General features: G+C 36.9%; 25 protein-coding genes. 11 read left to right on the top strand and 14 right to left on the bottom strand.

The features are described from left to right. Positions 1–37 precede the first annotated feature (37 nt). The 3 genes from MKY88_RS15610 to MKY88_RS15600 are packed head-to-tail and all read left to right on the top strand — an operon-like array spanning position 38 to position 2,087. The gene (locus MKY88_RS15610; RefSeq protein WP_193832581.1) at positions 38–784 is read left to right on the top strand and encodes a metal ABC transporter ATP-binding protein; all 747 of its coding nucleotides are present in this window, start codon (positions 38–40) and stop codon (positions 782–784) included. A gap of 14 nt (positions 785–798) precedes the next feature. Beyond that, entirely contained in the window at positions 799–1,662 is an 864-nt protein-coding gene (locus tag MKY88_RS15605) for a metal ABC transporter permease (RefSeq protein WP_031417001.1), read from the top strand. Then, positions 1,659–2,087, top strand: a complete 429-nt coding sequence (locus tag MKY88_RS15600) for a Fur family transcriptional regulator (protein ID WP_069481996.1) — start codon at positions 1,659–1,661, stop codon at positions 2,085–2,087. Before MKY88_RS15605 ends, MKY88_RS15600 begins: the two co-directional genes overlap by 4 nt. 70 nt (positions 2,088–2,157) lie before the next feature. Here the strand turns inward: MKY88_RS15600 and MKY88_RS15595 are convergent, their stop codons facing one another. Both MKY88_RS15595 and serC read right to left on the bottom strand, forming a co-directional pair. Continuing rightward, positions 2,158–2,517: a hypothetical protein gene (locus tag MKY88_RS15595; protein WP_069481995.1), complete on the bottom strand. Its 360-nt coding sequence runs from the start codon at positions 2,515–2,517 to the stop codon at positions 2,158–2,160. Between the two features lie 267 nt (positions 2,518–2,784). Then, complete coding sequence (gene serC / locus MKY88_RS15590) at positions 2,785–3,873, bottom strand: 3-phosphoserine/phosphohydroxythreonine transaminase (protein ID WP_340814087.1); 1,089 nt, start codon at positions 3,871–3,873, stop codon at positions 2,785–2,787. A gap of 520 nt (positions 3,874–4,393) precedes the next feature. On the opposite strand from serC, the gene MKY88_RS15585 reads away from it, so the two are divergent. After that, positions 4,394–4,930, top strand: coding sequence for a hydrolase (locus MKY88_RS15585; RefSeq protein WP_193832579.1), 537 nt, complete (start codon positions 4,394–4,396; stop codon positions 4,928–4,930). A gap of 287 nt (positions 4,931–5,217) precedes the next feature. Here the strand turns inward: MKY88_RS15585 and MKY88_RS15580 are convergent, their stop codons facing one another. Together MKY88_RS15580 and MKY88_RS15575 are read right to left on the bottom strand one after the other, a co-directional pair. Continuing rightward, positions 5,218–5,730 carry a PCYCGC motif-containing (lipo)protein gene (locus tag MKY88_RS15580; RefSeq protein ID WP_193832578.1) on the bottom strand — a complete coding sequence of 171 codons (513 nt, stop codon included), beginning with the start codon at positions 5,728–5,730 and terminating at the stop codon, positions 5,218–5,220. Between the two features lie 80 nt (positions 5,731–5,810). Continuing rightward, entirely contained in the window at positions 5,811–8,105 is a 2,295-nt protein-coding gene (locus MKY88_RS15575) for a YhgE/Pip domain-containing protein (protein ID WP_340814084.1), read from the bottom strand. Between the two features lie 193 nt (positions 8,106–8,298). On the opposite strand from MKY88_RS15575, the gene MKY88_RS15570 reads away from it, so the two are divergent. The 5 genes from MKY88_RS15570 (at position 8,299) to cyoE (ending at position 12,197) form a co-directional block, all read left to right on the top strand. Continuing rightward, on the top strand, positions 8,299–8,778 hold the full coding sequence (locus MKY88_RS15570) for a thioredoxin family protein (RefSeq protein WP_025116012.1): 480 nt from the start codon (positions 8,299–8,301) through the stop codon (positions 8,776–8,778). 97 nt (positions 8,779–8,875) lie between these two features. Further along, positions 8,876–9,577: a tetratricopeptide repeat protein gene (locus MKY88_RS15565; protein ID WP_193832575.1), complete on the top strand. Its 702-nt coding sequence runs from the start codon at positions 8,876–8,878 to the stop codon at positions 9,575–9,577. 140 nt (positions 9,578–9,717) lie between these two features. Next, the gene (locus MKY88_RS15560) at positions 9,718–10,275 is read left to right on the top strand and encodes a hypothetical protein (protein ID WP_340814080.1); all 558 of its coding nucleotides are present in this window, start codon (positions 9,718–9,720) and stop codon (positions 10,273–10,275) included. Positions 10,276–10,314: 39 nt separating this feature from the next. Beyond that, positions 10,315–10,968 carry an alpha/beta hydrolase gene (locus MKY88_RS15555; protein WP_069481983.1) on the top strand — a complete coding sequence of 218 codons (654 nt, stop codon included), beginning with the start codon at positions 10,315–10,317 and terminating at the stop codon, positions 10,966–10,968. 278 nt (positions 10,969–11,246) lie between these two features. After that, on the top strand, positions 11,247–12,197 hold the full coding sequence (gene cyoE / locus MKY88_RS15550) for a heme o synthase (protein ID WP_069481982.1): 951 nt from the start codon (positions 11,247–11,249) through the stop codon (positions 12,195–12,197). A gap of 18 nt (positions 12,198–12,215) precedes the next feature. On the opposite strand, the gene MKY88_RS15545 is transcribed toward cyoE, so the two are convergent. The 6 genes from MKY88_RS15545 to MKY88_RS15520 form a co-directional block, all read right to left on the bottom strand. Then, entirely contained in the window at positions 12,216–12,950 is a 735-nt protein-coding gene (locus tag MKY88_RS15545; RefSeq protein WP_193832573.1) for a metallophosphoesterase, read from the bottom strand. Positions 12,951–13,219: 269 nt separating this feature from the next. After that, on the bottom strand, positions 13,220–13,669 hold the full coding sequence (locus tag MKY88_RS15540) for a helix-turn-helix transcriptional regulator (RefSeq protein WP_025116018.1): 450 nt from the start codon (positions 13,667–13,669) through the stop codon (positions 13,220–13,222). A gap of 129 nt (positions 13,670–13,798) precedes the next feature. Next, on the bottom strand, positions 13,799–14,203 hold the full coding sequence (locus MKY88_RS15535; protein WP_069481980.1) for a hypothetical protein: 405 nt from the start codon (positions 14,201–14,203) through the stop codon (positions 13,799–13,801). A 97-nt stretch (positions 14,204–14,300) separates the two neighbouring features. Then, entirely contained in the window at positions 14,301–15,641 is a 1,341-nt protein-coding gene (locus MKY88_RS15530; protein WP_069481979.1) for a hemolysin family protein, read from the bottom strand. A 32-nt stretch (positions 15,642–15,673) separates the two neighbouring features. Further along, positions 15,674–16,057 carry a MerR family transcriptional regulator gene (locus MKY88_RS15525; RefSeq protein ID WP_193833722.1) on the bottom strand — a complete coding sequence of 128 codons (384 nt, stop codon included), beginning with the start codon at positions 16,055–16,057 and terminating at the stop codon, positions 15,674–15,676. A gap of 162 nt (positions 16,058–16,219) precedes the next feature. Continuing rightward, positions 16,220–16,711, bottom strand: a complete 492-nt coding sequence (locus MKY88_RS15520; protein WP_340814838.1) for a hypothetical protein — start codon at positions 16,709–16,711, stop codon at positions 16,220–16,222. Between the two features lie 195 nt (positions 16,712–16,906). On the opposite strand from MKY88_RS15520, the gene MKY88_RS15515 reads away from it, so the two are divergent. Beyond that, positions 16,907–17,038, top strand: coding sequence for a hypothetical protein (locus tag MKY88_RS15515; protein ID WP_269781137.1), 132 nt, complete (start codon positions 16,907–16,909; stop codon positions 17,036–17,038). 122 nt (positions 17,039–17,160) lie between these two features. Here MKY88_RS15515 and MKY88_RS15510 read toward each other — a convergent pair whose 3' ends face one another. From MKY88_RS15510 to MKY88_RS15495, 4 genes are all read right to left on the bottom strand, one after another. Beyond that, complete coding sequence (locus MKY88_RS15510; protein WP_069481977.1) at positions 17,161–17,733, bottom strand: 5' nucleotidase, NT5C type; 573 nt, start codon at positions 17,731–17,733, stop codon at positions 17,161–17,163. A 12-nt stretch (positions 17,734–17,745) separates the two neighbouring features. Beyond that, complete coding sequence (gene ispG / locus MKY88_RS15505) at positions 17,746–18,861, bottom strand: flavodoxin-dependent (E)-4-hydroxy-3-methylbut-2-enyl-diphosphate synthase (RefSeq protein ID WP_069481976.1); 1,116 nt, start codon at positions 18,859–18,861, stop codon at positions 17,746–17,748. A 96-nt stretch (positions 18,862–18,957) separates the two neighbouring features. After that, positions 18,958–19,299, bottom strand: a complete 342-nt coding sequence (locus MKY88_RS15500) for a hypothetical protein (RefSeq protein WP_193832571.1) — start codon at positions 19,297–19,299, stop codon at positions 18,958–18,960. Between the two features lie 52 nt (positions 19,300–19,351). Beyond that, the gene (locus MKY88_RS15495) at positions 19,352–19,870 is read right to left on the bottom strand and encodes a DUF1189 family protein (protein ID WP_008178344.1); all 519 of its coding nucleotides are present in this window, start codon (positions 19,868–19,870) and stop codon (positions 19,352–19,354) included. A 194-nt stretch (positions 19,871–20,064) separates the two neighbouring features. Here MKY88_RS15495 and MKY88_RS15490 point away from each other — a divergent pair, with 194 nt between their 5' ends. Next, entirely contained in the window at positions 20,065–21,696 is a 1,632-nt protein-coding gene (locus tag MKY88_RS15490) for a Na/Pi cotransporter family protein (protein ID WP_193832570.1), read from the top strand. Positions 21,697–21,724 lie beyond the last annotated feature (28 nt).

The raw sequence follows: 21,724 nt of genomic DNA, 5'->3' as shown, positions 1-21,724 counted from the left end.
ATCGTAATGATTTTGAATTAGAAAGAAGCGATCATGCATGAAAAAAACATTAATTGACATTGAAAATGTGTCATTTCAATATGACTATACACAAGTTTTAAAAAATATTTCCTTTCGTGTAGAAGACGGCGATTTTTTAGCGCTACTCGGCCCAAACGGTTCGGGTAAATCAACATTATTAAAAATTCTTTTAGGTTTATTGAAGCCTCTATCGGGAGAAATAAAGCTTTTTGGTGAACCAAGTGCAACTTTTAAACATCGAGAATGGATCGGGTATGTTTCGCAAAAATCCAATGCCTTTAATTCAGGATTTCCAGCAACCGTGCAAGAGGTCGTGAAAAGTGGATTAACGAAAAAATTAGGGCTTTTTAAAAGACCTGGACGAGAAGCTAAAGGAAAGGTTCAAGAAGCATTAAGGGCAGTTGGTATGGAAGCATTTGAACATCGTAATATTGGTGAATTATCAGGTGGACAACAACAACGAGTTTTTATTGCGAGAGCTTTAGTCAGTGATCCCAAATTACTTATTTTAGATGAACCGACTGTTGGTATTGATCACGAGAACGTGCAGTCATTTTATGATATGCTGGCGAAATTAAATCGGGAACAGGGAATTACAATGATTCTTGTCACACATGATGTCGATACCGTATCTAATCGCATTAGTCATGTGGCTTGTTTAAATCAAACCATTCACTTCCATGGCTACAAAAATGAATTTGATAATATTTCCCAGGGTGCGCTAGATGCTTGGTATGGCCATTCTGTGAGAAAGATTCATTAGAAGGAGAAGGCACAATGATTGAAGCAATTTTACATTATGAATTTTTACAAAATGCCTTTTTCTCTGGATTATTAATAGGCATACTCGCCCCTCTATTAGGCGTGTTTATTGTAGTAAGAAGGTTATCGCTTATTGCGGATGCTTTGTCACATGTCACACTTGCTGGAATAGCAGGGAGCTTATATATTAGCCAATCAGTGACCGCCCTAGCTTTGCTCAACCCTATTTATCTAGGAATTTTAGCATCTGTTAGTGGTTCTATATTAATTGAGCGTCTAAGACGTTTATATAAGCACTATGAGGAGCTAGCTATACCAATCATTATGTCAGGCGGCATAGGCATAAGCGCTATCTTTATATCGCTTGCGAGCGGCTTTAGCACAGATTTAATGAGTTATCTGTTTGGCTCAGTATCAGCCGTATCACGCCAAGACCTATGGGTGGTGATTGGAATTGCTGCAGTAGTTATTCTCTTTTTGTTTTTATTTTTTAAGGAATTATTCGTCTTATCCTTTGATGAAGAATATGCAAAAGCAAGTGGCCTTCCAGCACGTTGGGTGCATCTGTTGTTTATGATTGTGACCGCTCTTGTCATTGCTGCAAGTATGCGCATTGTCGGTATTTTACTTGTATCATCATTAATGACGTTACCTGTTGCAGCAGCAATGCGATTAGCAAAAGGCTTTAAGCAAACTATCTTTTATGCGATTGTTTTTGGAGAAACGGCAGTATTAATCGGCCTGATTAGTGCGTTTTATTTAGATTTAGCGCCAGGAGGTACGATTGTTGTCACTTCGATTTTGATATTGCTACTTGTGATCCTTGGAAAGAAAGTAGCATTTAAAATGGCTGCGAAGCAAGGGGAGGTAGCACAATGAATGTTTCAAGAGCGTGGGAAATTTTAAAAGAAAATGGTTATAAAAAAACGGATAAGCGGGAGTTAATATTAGATATGTTTGCTGCAACAGATAAATATCTAACAGCCCGTGATTTATTGGATGTTTTAAAAAAAGACTTTCCGGGAATGAGTTTTGATACCATTTATCGTAACCTTGCTACATTTGTAAAGCTAGGGATTTTAGAGGAAACAGAGCTATCGGGAGAACGTAATTTCCGAATGCATTGTGAATCCGCACATCATCACCATCATTTTATTTGTATGGATTGCGGGAATGTTAAAGAGCTTAACCTTTGTCCGATGGAAATGCTAGGAGAAAAACTTCCTGACTATGAAATTGAAAATCATAAGTTTGAAATATATGGGAAATGCCCGGATTGTAAGCTTGAAACTCTGTCACATTAAAAAATGGACAGAGTTTTTTTATGTAAAAAGAGAGGGAAGTTCCTAATAGGATGTACCCTCTCTATTTTTATTAAGCTACTGCTACTCTACGAATCGCAACAATTTTATTACAGTCTACAATTAAAGGAGAAGTAGCAGCCGCACCTGCCTCAAGGAAGTAAGCACAGCAATTGCGTGGATCCAAAGAAATGAAAGTCACACCTAAGAAGCTAATACCTCCAGATAAAAAGATATCTAGTCTAGTCGCAAGCTCTAATTTTCTTAATTGCTGGCAAATACAGCCTCTACAGTTACTGCTCATTTTTGGTGTGCATTTTTCTTCTTTTTGACAAGGGCATTTTTCTTCTTTACGTGGACAACATTTCTCGTCCTTTTTTGGACATTTACAACCTTGCCAGTTCATTTGTGTTGTATATCGTCTATCCTCCATCGTCCAGACCTCCCTTCCTCTATTTTCGTAAGGGTATCCTTACAGTAATAATCTATGTTTGGTAAATAGATAGAGGCTGGTAATCTGTCCGATAGTCTACTTAAAAATCTATATTTTTCTCAAAAGAATTGGCTATGTGCAAAGCCCTAAATGAAAAATTTACTATAAAAATCTAATAATGATATTTGTGTGGGGATAGATTATCGTCGACAAACAAAAAAAGACGAATCATTACAGAAACGTAAATCATCGTCATTTTTTATAAGATTATTGATGTTTTTGTTGGAAATCGACCATAAAGTCTCTTAAAGCTTCACAAGCCTCTAATGGCACAGCATTATATGTTGACGCACGACAGCCGCCTACAGAACGATGGCCATTTAGCCCTACAAAGCCAGCTGCTTTTGCTTCCACTAGGAATAGTTTTTCAAGTTCCTCATCGGCAACGCGGAATGTAATGTTCATAAGTGAACGGCTTTCTGGGGTTGCATGACCTTTATAGAAGCCATTGCTATTATCAATTGCATTATAAATAACTTTAGCCTTTAATTCATTGTGCTTCTCAACTGCAGCTACTCCACCATTAGATTCTACCCATTTCAACACTTCACCTAGCATATAGATACCAAATGTAGGGGGTGTATTATATAAAGAATTACTATCAGCATGTGTTGTATATTTAAGCATTGTAGGGATATTTTCATTCGCTTTTTCAAGAAGATCTTTACGAATAATGACAACTGTTACACCTGAAGGACCTAGGTTTTTTTGAGCACCTGCATAGATGAGTCCGAATTTTTGAATATCAATTGGTTTTGAAAGAATATCACTAGACATATCGGCAACTAAAGGTACATTTCCTGTATTTGGATAATCCTTCCACTGTGTACCGTAAATAGTATTATTAGAAGTGATGTGCACATAGGCATCATTTTCATTAAATTGAATGTCTGCAAGTGCAGGAATACTGCGGTATTGGTTCTCTTTTGTGCTAGCAGCTTCCACAGGTGTACCGAAAAACTTTGCTTCCTTGAATGCCTTCTCAGACCAAGAGCCAGATAATACATAACTTGCTTTTTGGTCAGTAGATAGGAAGTTCATTGGCACCATTGTAAATTGCAGGCTAGCCCCCCCTTGTAAAAATAGGACCTCGTAATTTTCTGGTATCGCATATAGCTTTTTCAATAAGGCGATAGCTTCGTTATGTACTTCGTCAAAAATGGCACTACGATGGCTCATTTCCATAATCGACATTCCTGAGTCACGGAAGTCTACTAATTGTTGTTGAGCTAGTTCTAATACTTCTTGGGGCAGTGCAGATGGACCTGCGTTGAAATTGTATGCACGTTGTGTCAAAGTGGGTACACTCCTTGTTTGGTTAATAAGTGAATTTTTATCCAGTGGCTATGAACTGCTGAATATACATTGTCCTGATCGAGCTTTAATCGTCTAAGAGACATCATTAGCTATAGGACCATTAAAGCGGGATAACAGAACTTTACTGGATTATAACTTAATTTTCAAGAGAAAAAATAAAATTCTTAATATTTGAGCAGAATAGCGACAACCTCGCAACAAAATGTACACAATTAGCAGGAATTTTTAATTCAAATACGAACGAAAAGTACAATTTTAACGGTATTGAAGTTGGAATTTTCGTAATTAAAATAAATTTCATCCGTTGTAATCCATTTAATGTTCGGATTTTAAAGCTGCGGATAATTGCATGCTCGTGGAGATATGGAACGGCTAGAATATAAAATATAACGTTTAATTATACAGATGATGAATTAAAATGTACGATAAGATTTTAAATAAACCCATTTTATAGTGAGTTTTTGTATAATAAATAAAGAATAGAAAAGGGGTGTTCACGATGTTTACAGTAGAAGAAGCTTGTTTAGTAGTCGTTGACGTGCAAGGAAAGCTTGCAACGATTGTTGATGATGGTGAAGCAACGATTGCAAATATTGCTAAGATGATACAAGCGATGCAGGCACTGCAAATACCTATTTTATGGCTAGAACAAAATCCCAGTCGTTTAGGCGGTACAGCGCTCGATATAGCACAACATCTTCAAGGACAAGCTATTGCTAAAATGGCTTTTAGTGCATGTGAGGAAGAGGAATTTGTGAAAGCGATGAAGGAAAGTGGACGTTCTCAATTTATTGTCACTGGCATTGAAACGCATATTTGTGTTTACCAAACAGCTAGACAATTGAAGGAACAAGGATTTGAAGTTGAGGTAGTGGTAGATGCTGTTTCTTCTCGAACAAAAGCCAATAAGGAAATCGGATTAGCTAAGATGAGTGCCCTTGGTATTTATCCAACAAGTATGGAGATGATTTTATATGAGCTTTTGCAACGAGCAGACCATGAACATTTTAAAACAATCTTACAGCTTGTGAAGTAATAGCTATAATTGAAACCATTGGTCCATGTCAAGAAAAATAGTAATAACAATTTTTGCTTAAAATAGGAAATTACAAAAAATGTAGTTTTTATAGAATAAATCCGGGATGCCTGATGGGTCTATAGACCTTATTTGGGCATCTTTTTTTATAGGGAAGTAGCTTAAGAGAGCAACTATGTTCGAACAGTATATTGAGATCGACAGTAATTTACCAAATATTGAAAATGAAAGAGGAAGAAAAATGACAAAATCCATCGAGAGTGAACTTCTCGATGGACTTTGCTTTTTTATGCCGGCATATCAGTTGGTGTTGGTTTTGCATAGCCTTCTTTATAAGTCTCATCAATTACTTGGCGAATTTCTTTTAGACTCTTGCCATCCTGATGCATTTTAGCCGATTGTACAGCAATTTCTAAGCAGACTAAACAACGAGTGCCGTGATCATCCCAGACGATAGATCCATCCTCGCGTTTTTCCTGAATAAAGCAGTTTAAATTACTTTTATGGCCAGCAGATTCTCCACATCCACAATAACATGGCATCCATTCAAGAATTTCTGTAGATTGTCCAGCGACTTGATAAACTAAACGAATATTTTCTTGTTGATCCTCTAAAAATGTTGGAAGAACATTTGCTGAAGCTGTTTCTTCCTGAATATCACCTGAAGCATGACTATCCCCTTCATGGGAAGTTTCACCTTCTGTAGCTACATGATCATTTTCAACATTTTTCTTATTCTCTCCACAAGCACTTAATAACATTAACGCCAAAACAATAAAAATAGAAATCGTTTTCTTCAACAATAGCGCCTCCTACATGTTTACAGTACTTCCATTATACCATCGTTCTTAAAAACATTTACATGGAGCCTAGTTGAAAATCAATGAAATATATCTAACCCGCGTGTTTTGTTCATAAAATGTTCTATTTTCTCGCTCAGTAACTTTTTTAAGAAAAAGCCGAATAGGATAAAGATGAACCAGAAACCAGTTAAGAAGAGGAGATCCACCCATACAGTTGTCCAGATAATGCCTCCTACCGCCTCACGCATCATTTCAATGGCATACGTAAAAGGCAAAAATGGGTTAATGATTTGGAAAAACTTTGGCAATAATTCAACAGGATAAGTTCCACCAGAGCCCGCAATTTGTAAAACCAGCATCACAATCGCTAAAGCTTTTCCAACATTTCCAAAGACCGAGACTAACGTATACACAACGGTTACAAATACTATGCTAATCAAAAGTCCAAACAAGATAAAGTAAGCGGGCGCCTGAATAGAGCCGTCTACTAAAAAAGTATCACCGATCGTAATGATAAGGGTTTGTATAATAGAAAAAGTTGCAAATGTTAGTAAGCGGCCAAAATAGATTTCACGGATACTATAAGGTGAATTTCCATGAAGATTAACGGATAATAGTGAAATTAATAATAAACAGCCTACCCAAATGGACAGAACTGTGTAAAATGGTGTCATTGCTGTTCCGTAGTTGGCAATAGGGAATATCCGATGCTCCTTTAGTTTAATGGGCTCTTCAAAGAAGTCACGCTCGGCATTAACATCATTCTTTAATAATTGCACAATCTCTGAAATATCAGCTTCATTTTCTAAAGTTCGAAGTTTATTGGCTAAGTCTTTGATTTTTGTACTTAGAGTAGGGAACTCGCCTTGTATTTTCTGGAGAGCACTATTAGCTGTTCCTAACGTATTTTTAGCCTGTGTCAATTTATCTGTTGCCTGAGGTAGGAATTGTTTTACATCCGTCAACATGGCAGAAGCACTTGTTAATGTACTTTTAGCACTAGACAATGTTGAGCGAATTTGTGGCTCCAGATTATCGTTATAGTAGACCAAAAATTTTTGTAAATTAGCCGTGGCATTTTGAGCAATGTTTTGAATCGCTGTAATGTCTTGTTGAATGACGTTTTTATCGATGGGCTGTAATTGTTCAATTTTTGCTAGGATATCCGCATGTAACGTATTTAGCTGTTGCAAATCTTTAAGGGCATTTAAAGTTGAATCGGTAAAGCTCGGATTATTTTGCAAGGCATCACGAATAACTGTAAGCTGTTCAATAATTTGCTGATTATCTTTGGCATTACTTTGCTGTAAAGATGCGATGATACGATCTAAGGAATCCTGCAATTGATTTCGGGTTAAAGTATCTGCTTGAATCAACTTCTGTAGCGCCTCAAGTGTTTGAATACTATGCGTTATGTTTTCTTTGGACGTCGACAATTGATTTTTTAATGTTTCTTTTGTTTGAGTGATAGAAGCTGAATCAAGATCAATACTGTTGAGTTTATTAATAATATCAGTGAAGTGCTGCGCAATATTTTGAACAGTTTGTACATCCTTTTTGATAAGGGGAGATAGCTCATTAAACAGAGCATCTGCTTCATTCACAAGAGTTAGACCTTTTTGAATGGTAGTTAAACCATTTGTTGTTAATTGTTCCACTTGTGGAATTTGTGTGATCGCACGATTGAGTAATTGGTCGGCATCCTTTCCTTGGCTGGAAGCCTGTGCTAAAAATGAATTGATATCAGGTAAATGCTGCTCTATGGTAAAGATATAGTTTTCAAATTTTCGGAAGTCTGGAATTTCACGTTCCATTTCAAGACCAATGGTATTAAAAATGGAGAATAGTGTCCCGTTGACCGTTGATACAAATTCACTAGAAACCTGCTGAGTAAGGACACTTGCTCCTTTACTTGTTATTTTAGGGGCAATCGGATTCTTTTTTTCATTTACATAATAATCAATATGCGCTTTAGTTGGTTGTTCTGTCAGAATGGAGGTGAGCTTTTGTGAAAAGTCATTGGGAATAACGATCATGGCAAAATAATCTCCATTTTTCAAATGCTCCATGGCTTGCTTTTCGTTTTCAAGTTCCCACGTAAAGCTTTCATTCGTTTTTAAATTCTCGATTACTTCATTTCCAACATTAATCGCTTCATTTCGAACGGTGGTTCCTGTATCCTCGTTGACAATAGCGATTTTCATATTGGATGTGTGGGCGTATGGGTCCATGGAGGCATAGATATTAAGCCAGGCGTAAAGTGAAGGAAGAATAATCAATCCGCCCACAATGATAGCTACTACCCAGTTTGTGACAATGTTCCGGATATCCTTTGTATAAATTTGAAATACATGCTGAAACGAGTTTTTCATATAATCACCCCACGTTCAAATTTTGCAGGAACTCTCAATATGTATGTTCCCAAATATACTTAAAATTATGTTATAAATGTGAAATATCTTTTTTAAAAGGCGAATTAGTTTACTAGGTTTTCAAAACAATTTATAATCAATCCGGATACACTAAAATTAGGATTTTAGTGTAAAAAAGGAGGTCACTATTCTAGTGAAAAAATTATTAATTATTGGTTCCGTTATTGTTGTATTATTTGCAGCAATCATTGTGCTTACCAATGTCTCAAACAAAAGTAAACTAGAAAGCGCAAACAACCCTTATGGCGATAAAAAGCTGAAACAAGAAACAATTGATCAATTAGATGACAAAAACTATCAAAACATTATGTTACCAGACGAATTAGAGGCAAAAATTAAAGCAGGTGAACCTGTGAATGCGTATTTCTTCAGCCCGATTTGTGTACACTGTCAAGCATTTACACCTGAGTTAATGCCAATTGCAGATGAACTGGGTGTAGACATTGCTCAATTGAATGTCTATGAATATGAAGATCTATGGGAAAAATATCATATTGAAGCAACGCCAACGTTTATCCGTTTTGAAGATGGAAAAGAAGTAAACCGTTTTGTAGGGGCACTAAAAGAAGAGGATTTACGCAACTTCTTAAATACTGTAGTGTTAAAGAAATAGTACTAAAGGAGACTGTATCAAAATTTTGATCAGTCTCTTTTTATGTTGTAGTGTATACTAAAAATACTGAATAGTTATACACTGGAGGGATTTTTAAATGTCAATGGATGATTATTTTTACAATGGCGAACTAATGAAATGCTATGAAGCTGCAAAAACGGTGATAAATGAAGAGGAACGAGTACTTGCGCAAAAATATATAATTTTATTAGAAGAGTATGATTTCGCACATTATCCAAAGCCGACTCTTTATGGAGAATTACAACATGCAGAACGTGCGGACGAAAGCTATCCAGAATCCGATGCGGTTGTAGCAATACGTGCGATCAAAGATGAAGAAGCGTTTGCAATGAATATAAAGCAATTAGAAGAAGTAGCTAAGACAGGATCAGGTGATGAAAAAGCTCAATCCTTCTTTACTCAAGGAGAGCTGTTTTTATTCGCCCATCAATACAATGAAAGTGTCCATTGCTTTCAACAAGCCGTCAAGGAAAATCCAAATAAGGCCATCTATTGGGGAATGACGGGCCAAACAATGCACCGCTTTGGCTGGATGCCTTTTGATGCGCTTGGTTATTTGGAGCAGGCGATCAATTTAGATCCAACAAACCCTCGTTGGAAATGGAATAAGGCATTAGTTCTTATTCAGTTGGCCAAGGATTTGCAAATGGCACCGTTTATGGCGAATGCTGCAATCGCTTTGGAAGAGGCAGTAGCTTCCTGTGGTGAACATCAACGATCATTGAAAGATGCTATTCAAAATACTATCGATACTATGGATAGCTATGTTTTCTCGTAATTTATTCAGGATGTCTTCCTTTACAAAGGTAGACATCCTTTTGAGAAATGTCTATAGAGAGGGCTTCGTTGCCATATTTCACAATCATGGTATGATAAGATAGAAAAAAATGATTTGTAGATATAAAGGACGGATTTTTTATGGCACAAGAAGTGGCAAATAAGTTTATTGAAAACGTATGTAATCATTTAGTTCGCAATATGAATATTACTAAGGTAGAAGAACAATTTAAAGAAACTATAGCAATGCAACGGAATTCAGCAACTACGGCCGTTGATTTCTGGGACATGCTAATGATCAATATGCTCTACTTTACTGAGAATGAACAGGCGTGGGAACAAGAATTTCTGAATATGCTAAAGGCTAAAAAATGGTTAAAGCCCTCAACTTTAGAAGAGGAATTATTGATGCATCAGATGCGTATCCGTCAACAAGTAGCAGAGCAGATGGATACTGTAAAGGAATTGTTCCATCAACAATATGAGACAGAAGGCATGACAGAGGAAGCGATCATCTACGACTATGCATATAGCTCTGCGGGGCATTCTATGCGTATGGATTTATTAACGGTTTTGGTGTCCACACCCGAGCAATCACAAGTACTTTTTGACGCAGATCCAGTAGAGACCATTCGTGTTGTCAATGGATATATTGCTTACCATACAGATGGATTAATCAATAAAACAAAATTACTATAGTTTTGTTACAAAGATTTACTGTGAAAGGAATTTGAAGACATGAATACACCATTTACTTTTAAGCATACACCACCTACAAATATGGACACTACAAAAAAATACCCTGCTATTTTTTTATTGCATGGTATGGGGAGTAATGAAGACGACCTACCGCAATTAGTACAGGACTTTCAAGAACAATGTCATATATTTAGTTTGCGTGGACCCATTACACAAAAACCTGGTTATGCTTTTTTCACTATTCAAGAGGTAGGGCAACCAGATCGTGCCATCTTCGATAAAGTATTAGTGGCTTTACAACGATTTATATTAGAGGCAATCGACGAATATCAAGTTGATCCTCATAAAGTATTTTTATTAGGCTTTAGCCAGGGAGCCGTACTAGCACAATCATTAGCCTTTGTGATGGGGAATTTAGTGACGGGGATTGTCGCATTAAGTGGCTATACACCTAAATTTGTAACAGAGGAATATTCTATTCGCTCAGTTGAACATTTACAAGCCTTTATTTCCCATGGTGATTATGATTATGTTATTCCATCACAATGGGGAATGGAAAGCAAAGAGGCTTTCGAACAATTCGGCGCTACTGTGACATTTAAGCAGTATCCAGATGGACATGGGGTAACACCAGATAATATGCGTGATCTAGTGGCATTTTTGGCCCAGCAACTTCAAGGAGATCTTCAATAATAGAAGCCGAGGCAAAATTCTGCCTCGGCTTTTTATTTTTCTCGAATAGTAATGATAAGAATCGAGCAAGAAGGTTCAAATTCATGCCAGTCGGTGGTATCATAGAAGATGTTGTGAATGAGCGTGCTTTACTAGATAAAAACATGTACTTTATGTGAACTTAGAGACAGAACAGAACTAAAAGGGGTAAAATAATAATTTGATGTGCTAGATGCAAATTTTGTCGCTTTCTATCGATTGTGGCGTGCAGAAATTATGGAGAAAAGGAATTAAGATGAATGGAACAAAATCTGAACTCGGAGCATAAACCGCAATCCTCCGGAACAACACGAGAGAAATCGTCCCGCTCTACTATTTTAGCGCAAACAGTCAAAACAGGAATTATCAAATCTAATTTAATACCAATGTGGGCTGGTTTAACGCTAGGGATGTACAAAAATAAAATGACGTTCATAGATAATATACCAGAAATGATTTTCTCAACAGTTGGTTCTGCCCTTGTCATTGGAGCAGCAGGGGCCTTTAATAATGTGTATGACCGTGATATCGATGCGATCATGCCTCGTACACAAAGCAGACCGACCGTCACTGGGGAAATGTCAGCAAAATCGACTCTATCATTAGCGATAGCTATGTTAATCATCGGATTAGCTGTCTTGGCGCTTGCGTCACCATTAGCAGCGGCATTCGGTTTACTAGGAGTATTTTTATATGTAGTCCCTTATACAATGTGGACAAAACGTCGTACAATTTATAATACAGAAATTGGTAGTATTAGTGGTGCTGTGCCGCCGTTAATTGGCTGGTCTGCCGTATCGACAGATATTACACACCCTGCAATACTTGGTTTATTTTTTGTTATGGTTATTTGGCAAATGCCGCATTTTTATGCCATTGCAATCCGCAAACGTGTAGATTATGAAGCGGCAAGTGTGCCGATGCTTCCTGTTGTTAAAGGTATGCGCCGTACGTATTATCAAACAAATTTCTATTTAATTTTATTAATTCTATCAAGCTTTTTATTTGGCTCCTTAAGTGTGGGAATTATGCTCGTTGCATTACTATTAAGTATTGCATGGCTAGTAATGAGTATATATGGCTATCATAGTAATAAAGATCAAGTGAAGTGGGCTACCAAAATGTTTGTTTTCTCACTACTCCATATGACCATATTATTCACAACCGTTATTGTGTACTCTTTAGTAGGTGTTATCTTCAAGTTATATTAATGGAAAAAAACCAACAAGTTAATCATTACTTGTTGGTTTTTTATGTTCGACTGAGAATATTTGACGACTTGGCCATTCGAATGCGTGTAATTGTCCACCAAATACAGCACCACCATCAATACCGATAATATTGTTTTCACCAAAGTAGACACTGTAATCAGTTGGGTTATGGTGAAGTCTATACGTAGGTGTATGTCCAAAGATAATGGTTTTATCTCCTTGATAGCCTGCATGAAATTCTTCTCGGATCCACAGTAATTGCATGGGGTCTGTTTCTGCCATCGCAACGCCTGGTACAACTCCACCATGTACAAATATAGCATCCTCTAATTCAATGTATGTTTCGAAGTTTTCAATTAATTGTAAATGCTCTTCTAGCTTTGGCAGCGTTTTAATAAAGCTAGGCAATGTATGGCTTGCAATAGCATCCTCGAAATCGCTCAGCTGGTAGCCGTAGCTTGCTAATGTTGCATCCCCCCCACAAAGTCCTACCCAATGGTTCCATGGTTTAGCAAGGCCAGAACGGCATGCATTGAGCATGATGGCTTCATGGTTGCCTAGGAGAACTCGTGCTCCTTTTCCTTGTAATTCGCTCACTAAATTTAACACGCCACTTGAAGCTGGACCTCTGTCAATGTAATCACCGAGTAAAAAAAGTTGATCTTCATCTGGATTATAGTTTGCTTTTAGTAATAGCTCTTCAAAAAGCGCTAATTCTCCGTGTATATCACTTATTGCTAGAATTCGATTCATTTATGCGCATCCTTTCCAATTTCACAGCGGTTACTATTAAGTATAGAAAATATTTCTGCAAATTTCGACTTTCCTAGCTTCAACTATCTATCTTTTATAGAAATTTTACAGAATCCATTCTCTTTATCATATGACAAGTCATTTCTTTTCTTTATATATTTGTCTATAGTGATTGATATAAGTGGGGGAAGGAGGGCAAACAACTAACAACAGTAGAAGCAAGGATGCTGCTTCTACTGTTAGGAAGGAGTTTAGTAGATGGAGGAGAGTTACATCTGTAGCTTTTCCCATGCTTGTTTAGCTACTTGTTCATCAAATGTTGAGATTAGACGAAAATTGTTGTTGTCTAAAATGCGGAAATGAAGGCTAATAATATTTTGCTGTAGTCGGAACCCTCCATGCTCATGTATATTTTTCCACCATATGTATCCACCCATTGTTTTATCTTTAGGCTGCAATGTTCCATTATTCGCAATCAAATCCACCACCTCTAATGGTTCACCGCCTAGCTCGTGTTGCAAAATAGTACTGTCACGACACAAAGTACATACGGCAACAGTAGTTGTCCATCCCGCCAGAATACGCCCTTTTTCAATTTGGACAAGTGTCTTTTTAGATAGTCCAAGTAAATCACTCATTTGATCCTGGGTAAAAGCTTTTTCAGTACGGATTAATTTCAGTTTTTCTGAAATGAGTGTGATTAATTGTTCACGATTCATTCTGAACACCCCTTTTTTTCAGATTATTAAGTCCCATTATACATGAAAGTCAAGAAGCTTGTTTTTGTTTCAGCTGGAAAGGGAGGTGAAAAGAAAACAGACTGTCCAAAATGAACAGTCTGTGAGAGGTTAAATTTCATATTTTTTCGTATCAGAAATGACACGGAAATGGATGCCTTTTATTTGGGCACTTACTTTATGACGGAGTGTGTCAATATCGACTAGCTCATCTTTACTTTGAACGCACTCAGCGATTTGCTGTAATAACTTTGTAAAGGCTTCTTTAAATAAAGAGCGCATATTATCGAAATCTAGGCTACGGAAACTGCCATCTATATCAAATGCTTCTACAGAATTTAACTGCTTAGAGGCACCTGCAAAACGATCGTCGTACACTGTGTAGTTTTCATCTGTTACCACGATAATATATAATACTTCGCCTGTAATTGTTTTTAATTCAATATTTGTTTTATGTTTTTTTACATCTGTAATAATGTGTATACCATCTGAATGATATAGTTTAAATAATGTCATGTGTATAGCCCCCTGAAACTAGAATCATATTCCTACTTTCATTATAGCTTGAAATGGCTAATAATGGAATAACGAAAATGGTTTCAAAATAATAAGGTTAGGGCTGTACCTTTGTAATGAAGGACGCCGGTGCACTAATTCGTAGAGGTCGAACCTCGATATAATGTATCTGATGTCCTTGTTGTTCATAAATACTGAAGACATAGGAGGCAAGCTCAATATTTGCGGATGCTTTTATCCCATTATTCACGGATAAGAACCAACCACCTAATGTTTCAACTTCCTCAGCTTCTAATGTTATATTTAATAAATTTTCTACATCTTCAACAAGCATTTTTGCATTTAATATATAATGGTTTTCTGTGATTTTTCGAATATCTGCAATTTCATCACCGTCAAATTCATCACGAATTTCACCAACAATTTCTTCTAAAATATCTTCAACGGTTACGAGACCTGATGTCCCACCATATTCATCCATTAAAATGGCCATATGAATACGTTCTTTTTGCATTCGTACAAGTAATTCTTGAACAGGGATAGTTTCAATAACGCGAATAACTGGATTAATGAAATCTTCGATGACTAATGTCTCGTCTGTAAGCTTTTCAAGTAAACCGTGTGTAAACAATTCCTTAGCATTGATAAACCCTAAAATATTGTCTCGGTCGCCATCATAAATAGGATAACGCGTATATTTTTCAGCGGCAAAATGATGGATGATAGTTGTAAAAGAGTCATTTCGTTCAATCCCAACAATTTCTGTTCGAGGAACCATGATTTCACGAGCAATACGTTCGTCAAACTCAAAGACGTTATTTACATATTTAAGCTCTGATTTATTGATTTCACCACTTTTAAAGCTTTCAGACAGTAATAGTCGTAGTTCTTCCTCCGTATGAGAAAGCTCATGCTCACTTGCAGGCTTCATACCGAAAAAACCAATCAAAATGCGCGCAGAGCCGTTCAAGAACCAAATAAATGGGTACATGATTTTGTAGAAGAACATAATCGGCTTTGCGAAAAGTAGAGTAATCGTTTCCGCTTTTTGAATAGCTGCTGTTTTCGGTGCTAGTTCGCCGACAACAACATGTAAAAATGTAGCGATGGCAAAGGCTGTACCAATGGTAAAGATCGTCATATATTTATCTGAAATACCGATCATTTCGAATAGTGGGTGCAGCATAAATTCAAACGTTTTTTCACCAACCATACCGATACCAAGAGCTGTTACTGTAATCCCTAATTGACAGGCAGATAAATATTCATCTAAATGATTGACCACTTGCTTGGCAGCAATGGCTTTTGTGTTTCCCTCTGCAATAAGCTGATCAAGTCTTGAGGAACGAACCTTTACAATAGCAAACTCTGTTGCCACGAAAAAACCTGTTAAAGCTAATAAAATGGTAAAAATCGATAAGTTTATTATGGTATCCAAATAGTCGTTCTGTAAAAACAGAACGTCACCTCCTAATTATGAATAAGTAAAAGTAAAGATTGCATTAATGCAATGCTTTCAGGTGAAACATTTTTTTTAATGGTTTCAATTTTTTTATCATCTTGCTGGTTCATTTGTTCTAGTAGAGAAGCTACATCATGCTCTAAATCTTGCATTTTTAAACGAAGCATTTGTACATCAATTTCTTCATAGGGTGTGATGTTTAATTCATGTTGGATTTCAACGAGTGAAAGCCCTTGTTGTTTGCGCTGTTCAATGTATTGAAGTCGTTCAATCATGAAGGGATCATAGTAGCGATAATTTGTTGCAGAACGTTCTGCAACCAACAAACCTATGTTTGTATAATAATCGATTGTTCGTTTTGTAATGCCAGTTTTTTCAGCAAGCTCGCCAATTTTTAATTTCTCTGTCCCAATGCAAACACCTCCAAACCATCACGTTGTACTTTGATTATAACGTGATGGTTTTATTTTATTCAAATAAAAGCACCTAATATTTCAAAATTGTAAGACTTATTATAAAAAACGTTTCTGCCAGTTATCATGGCAGAAACGTTATTAGTGTGTTGACAGTAAATAGGTATCATATAGGTGATGGAGTGCTTCTTCTCCATTTTTTTGTAAGAGATTTTCATTATTAAAAATAACGGTCGTTGTAGTTTGAGAGCTATCAATTTTATCATCAATTATTTTGCATGTAACGTCAACAATGCCTGACTCAGCAAGCTTTTCTTTCAACTCATCATTCCACGGCTGATCAGAAAATAGTGGGGGTTGCCAAGTGCCTCTCACATGTAGCTCATTTTTTTCCGGGTCATAATCCCAGCGTATGTCACGTAAAATAGTTTTAAATAGGTCATTAACCGTGAAAGATGTATCTTTATAGTTAATGTCTATAGCGCGTATAGCATGTACATCTCGACTAACTGCACTAGCCGCGGAGTTTGCCGCTGTGTTGATGCCAGAAGCTGCATCTTTAATTTCTGATAATCGATCACCACAGCCTGTCAGTAGTGCGCAGATGCAAGTCATACAAGCTAATTTTGCCATCCATTTCACAAGTAGTCCCTCCAGTCTAGCAAGTTGTTACTACTATCTTATCGAAAAGAAAAATACGAAGAAAGGGCATGAAAGCGGTAGATTGTGACGGTTTTGCAACGATGCGACCTCCACTCGATTGTTCGTCATTTGGGAAGCATAGAAGTATGAAGATTTGGTGAAAAACAAGTAGAAAAGGAGCGGTTTGTGATGAAAATTAATGATGAAATTCTTGATCGTTTAGGAACTTATTTTGTTTATCATGCCGTCTACGATAATTATGGCATTACCTTTGAAAACTTTGTGGAGCGTTGGATACGAGGAATTCTGGAAGTATAGTGGCAATTAAGCAGGTCAATGTCAAACGAGCTTGTTTGAACGGCTTCTGCTCAAAACTTTGTCATTCGCAGGTGGCCAAAAAAAGAGTCGTGTTCTATATCTGAACACGACTCTCCTTTATATTATTTGAAATGATTTGTGATAAATTGATTGGCTTCTTGCCAGTTATACACCCTTACAACATTGTCAGGAACAGCAAGACGGTTATAAGGCGTATCAAATAACACTACAGGTATTTTTAGCTCCTCAGCCAGCATAACCGCATTATCGTGCTTATCCTCAAAGAAAGCTTCTACATGATGCTTTTTAGCAACTGCTAATTTATCGTGGCTTCCTAAAAGTTCGATATGGTCATAAGGGATAGCCTGAGTTTTAAACCAATTCATCGTAATGTCTGCTACATTTTCGCCTCGTGCTGAAATATAGTAGAGCTCATAAGAATTTTGCCAAGCAGTTAGAATATTTTTCGCATCTTCTGCCACTTCCGACACTTCATACATATAAGGCTCGTTTTCTTTAAACCATGTGTTAAAGGCACTTCGATCAACAGGGTGTGGAAAGGCTGATAAAAAATCATACTCACAAACATCATCAAGCGTAATATTTACGTTGTATTGTTTATTAATATGTGGGATGAGCGTACTTGGACATGTTACAGTCCCATCAATATCAATACCGAAGCGGGGCTTTTTCATGCTAGTACCTCCTTAGGCATTCGCTTTTTGTGCTTCTTCTGCTGCACGTTTTTCTTCCATCTCTGCCGCTAATTTATCAATTTCTTTTTTCAACTCTTCAACCATTGTTTCTTCAGGGACTTTACGAACTGTTTTCCCTTTCATGAATAACAAGCCCTCACCACGCGCACCAGCAATACCGATATCTGCTTCACGTGCTTCACCAGGACCGTTTACCGCACAGCCTAATACTGCTACTTTTAAAGGTACCTTCAATTTAGAAATATATTCTTCTACTTCATTAGCAATGGAAATTAAATCAATCTCAATGCGCCCACATGTTGGACAAGAGATCAGTGTTGCCATATTAGAAGCTAGACCAAAGGATTTTAATAGTTCACGTGCTACTTTTATTTCCTCAACAGGGTCTGCTGAAAGTGAAATACGTAATGTGTTACCAATTCCTTTTGATAGGATGGCTCCAAGTCCAGCCGCTGATTTTACAGTACCAGCAAATAGTGTACCTGATTCTGTAATACCTAAATGTAGCGGATAATTAAAAGCCTTAGCCGCTTTTTCATAGGCTTCAATGGCAAGATTTACGTCAGATGCCTTCATCGATACAATAATATCGTGGAAGTCCAAGTCTTCTAAAATTTTAATATGGTGAAGAGCAGACTCAACCATACCATCAGCAGTTGGATAACCGTATTTTTCTAAAATATGACGCTCTAATGAACCAGCATTTACACCAATACGAATTGGAATACCCTTTGCTTTAGCTGCATTTACGACAGCCTCCACTTTTTCTTTACGACCAATATTACCTGGGTTAATACGTACTTTATCGATACCATTTTCAATGGCTTTTAATGCTAATCTATAGTCAAAATGAATATCAGCTACTAATGGAATATGGATACGTTTTTTGATTTCGGCAATTGCATCTGCAGCACGCTCATCTGGAACTGCAACACGAACTATTTGACAGCCTGCTTCTTCAAGTCGAAGAATTTCTGCCACTGTTGCATCTACATCATGTGTTTTTGTTGTACACATACTTTGAATGAATAATTCATTACTACCACCAATTGTTAAGTTACCGACACGTACAGGACGTGTATTTGAACGGTGACAAATTTCACTCATTAACTTTCTCTCCTTTTCGGGCCACTATTTTCAGCCGTCACTGTCATTTATTTTAGCAGTGTAAGAAAATAAGGACAAGGAAGAAACGCTAACTTTTCATTTTCCGCATTTGTTTTCGAATTCAAACGTAAGAGGAAGCTTAATATTTTCACCAGGAATTAATTCCTGTAATTGTAAGTGTGGGTTTAAGTTGTAAAATAATTGTAAGCGTTCTGGGAATGTCATGGGAACTTTTGCAGGGTGTAAGGCAAATAAACTATGAATAGTATCTCCTTCAATAGTTTGTACGGTGATATAATTTGGCTCACGTTGCTGTTCACATTGGCCATTAATACTTTTTGTTTGTAAAGCAGCAAGGGGTATCGATCCCTCAGTTAAATCTACTTTCACGACAAAAGCGATGATAATAATGATAGCTGTTAAGATGAATGCTCGCAAAAAAACCCCTCCTTTTCTACACTATATTTAGAAGAGGGGGGATTCATGCACATTATTTTGATATTGGTTGTTTTGGATATTTTGTAAAGGCCACAATTAATAGAACGATAGTCAGTAATAAAGAAAAAACAGAGATAATCGTACTGTTAATCGGTAAATATTCTGCTAACATCGACAATAATGTTGCCCACGTAATGGCAAACGTTGTTGTCCGCCAAATATGCCGGTATTCACCACGACGTTTCATGACTTTTAAGATAAATAAACCGGCTAAGGCATAGAGAGCAATTTGCGCAAAAATCAGCATGGTTGTAAAGACAAAAAGCATTAAGAACGTGAACGGATATAAGAGCCATTTAATGCCATCTATGTATTCAGTTAAACCATTTAAACTGTTCATATCAATCGTATCAACAGACATACCCGCTGCAAATCTACCTAAAGAGAAAACAGTTACAAGGGTAATGAGTAGAAAAGTATACTGAATAACTTTTCCGATAGGTAGTAAACGATAGGCTGCTAGTTTTTTAGGATGAATGAGACTATCGATAAATAGCTGTGAGTGTTTCATACTATATCTCCTCCAATCAATATATTAACATGTTCAAAGAGCATAGGGTATGAAAGAAGTATTAATGAAGGGAGACTTGATGATAAAATGTTAACATTATGTAAAGAAGTTAAAGGATTTCTTTACTTTTTGTTTGTAATCAATTAAAGATTAGAAATAGAGTAGTAGAGACGTAGGAATTGGAGCGAAAACAATTGACAATAGATTGGCAAAGCATACTCTTTCAATTTTTAGGTGGGTTAGGAGTCTTCTTATTTTCCATTAAATTTATGGGTGATGGGCTTCAGAAATCAGCGGATGATCGATTACGAGAATGGTTAAATCGCTTTACAACTAACCCCATCATGGGAGTTTTAGTAGGCATATTTGTAACAATTTGCATTCAGTCAAGTTCTGCAACGACAGTCATTACTGTAGGGTTAGTGAGTGCCGGATTTTTAACGTTACGTCAAGCAATCGGCGTAATTATGGGAGCAAATATTGGTACAACCATTACAGCATTTATTATTGGTATTAATATTGGTATCTATTTTTATCCCTTGTTAGCAATCGGGGCAGGCTGTTTATTTTTCTTAAAAAAAGCAACATACCAACATATTGGTCAAATTTTATTTGGCTTTGGTGGCTTATTTTTAGGGTTAGAGTTAATGAGTGCAAGTATGCAGTCACTACATCAACTGGCAGATTTTGCATCGCTAACGCTTCATTTAAGTAATCAACCCATTTTAGGTATATTATTAGGCACTGTTTTTACCTTACTTGTACAAAGCTCTACGGCCACGGTTGGTGTGCTACAAGGCTTATATGCTGAGCATTTGATCGGGTTGAACAGTGCCTTACCGATTTTATTTGGGGAAAATATTGGTACGACGATTACGGCGGTATTAGCGTCACTGGGCGCTTCTATTTATGCAAAACGGGCAGCCGCTGCACATGTACTCTTTAATGTGATCGGTACAATTATTTTCATGATTTTTTTTACCCCATTTATGCAATATGTTCAATGGGTCAGTGGATTATTTCATTTAGAGCCTCGTATGCAAATTGCAATTGCTCACGGCTCATTTAATGTATTTAATATGATGATTCAACTTCCATTTATTGCAGGATTGGCAGCATTAGTAACGAAATTGATACCAGGACATGATGGGCATATCAATGTCACAACTAAGCATTTAGATCCTTCTTTTATTGATTCCTCCCCAGCGATAGCCCTTGGCCAAGCCAAAGAGGAAGTATTACGAATGGGTGAACATGCTTTACGAGGCTTAGAAGAAACGTTTCTATATATGAAGTCAGGGGAAGCTGAACATATTCCTACAGTTTTACAATTAGAGGCAGGCCTTAATCATCTAGATAATGAAATTACCGATTATTTAGTAATGGTGTCTAAGCAGCCCCTTTCTCGTGCAGACTCAGTAAGACATCATACATTATTAACAAATGTGCGAGACTTCGAACGAATTGGTGATCACTTTGAGAATATATTAGAGCTTTTACAATACAAGGATCATCATGAAGTGAGCTTAAGTAAATCGGCAAGACAAGATTTAATTGGCATGTTTAGTTTAGCCATCGAGGCTGTCCGTAAAAGCATAGAGGCGTTGGATACAGCGAGCTTAAGTTTAGCTCAAGAGGTGACGGAGCTTGAAAGCTTGATAGACGATATGGAAGATAAGCTTCGTCAGAAACATATTGCACGTTTGAATACGAATGAATGCAGTGGAGCGGCAGGGATTGTCTATATGGACATTGTAAGTAATCTGGAACGTATTGGTGACCATGCGGTTAATATTGCAGATTCAATTTTAGGTATTCGCCATTAACAAAGTGAAACTTTTCACTTTGTTTGTC

It is taken from the genome of Lysinibacillus sp. FSL R7-0073 (assembly GCF_038009065.1).
Taxonomy (GTDB): domain Bacteria; phylum Bacillota; class Bacilli; order Bacillales_A; family Planococcaceae; genus Lysinibacillus; species Lysinibacillus fusiformis.
This window is presented reverse-complemented; position numbering and strand designations above follow the sequence as displayed.